The 1,132-nt window shown below is 59.7% G+C and carries 1 protein-coding gene; it reads left to right on the forward strand.

Features of this window, described 5'->3' with window-relative positions; genetic code table 11:
* On the forward strand, positions 1–1,132 hold a 1,132-nt coding region (locus tag M5B97_RS27540), incomplete at both ends, for an immunoglobulin-like domain-containing protein (RefSeq protein WP_349292539.1).

The following is a 1,132-nucleotide window of genomic DNA, read 5'->3' on the forward strand; positions in this document are numbered from 1 at the left end:
AGCCGGTGACACCGTAGGCACCGTAACCGTCCCGGCGCCGAGCGATGACGTGTTCATCGACAAGAGCACCCAGACCGTCAAAATCACCGACGCCACGGGCGGCAACTTCGAGAAGCTGGAAGTTGCGGGTAACGGCGCAACCACCACGATCAACGACACCATCGACAAGGTCGATGTGGTCCTGACCGCCACCAACAGCGTCGGCGAAGGCGGCAACATCGTCTACACCGCCAGCCTTGTGGATAAAAACGGCGCGGCAGTGACCAACATCACCAACCCGCTGACCGTGACGTTGGACAATGGCAAGACCATCACTATCGGTGTGAACCAGTCGAGCGGCACCGTCACTACCGTGGCGCCGAACGACGTGTACAAAGGCGACCAGACCGTCACCACCGCCATCAAAGGTGTCACCGGTGGCGAGCACTTCGAGAACTTGGTGCCAGGCACTACGCCGGTGAACACCACCGTTACCGACACACCAGGCACTGCCGATACCACTACCGTGACCCTGACGGCTCCGTCGGCGGTCAACGAAGGTGGTCAGATCACCTATACCGCGACTTTGAGCAACAAGGCCGGCACCGATGTCACGCTGAAACTCGACAACGGCTCATCTATCACCATCAAGGCTGGCGACACCGTCGGCACGGTGACCGTTCCGGCGCCAAGCGATGACGTGTTCATCGACAAGAGCACCCAGACCGTCAAGATCACTGACGCTACCGGCGGCAACTTCGAAAAACTGGAAGTTGCAGGCAACGGCGCAACCACCACGATCAACGACACCATCGACAAGGTCGATCTGGTCCTGACCGCCACCAACAGCGTCGGCGAAGGCGGCAACATCGTGTACACCGCCAGCCTTGTGGATAAAAACGGCGCGGCAGTGACCAACATCACCAACCCGTTGACCGTGACGTTGGACAATGGCAAGACCATCACCATCGGTGTGAACCAATCGAGCGGCACCGTCACCACTGTGGCCCCGAATGACGTGTACAAAGGCGACCAGACTGTCACCACTGCCATCAAAGGCGTAACCGGCGGCGAGCATTTCGAGAACCTGGTGCCAGGCACTACGCCGGTGAACACCACCGTTACGGACACACCGGGTACTGCTGACACCACT

Origin of the sequence: Pseudomonas sp. MWU13-2517 (assembly GCF_023242545.1) — a bacterium.
In the GTDB taxonomy this organism is placed as follows: Bacteria; Pseudomonadota; Gammaproteobacteria; order Pseudomonadales; family Pseudomonadaceae; genus Aquipseudomonas.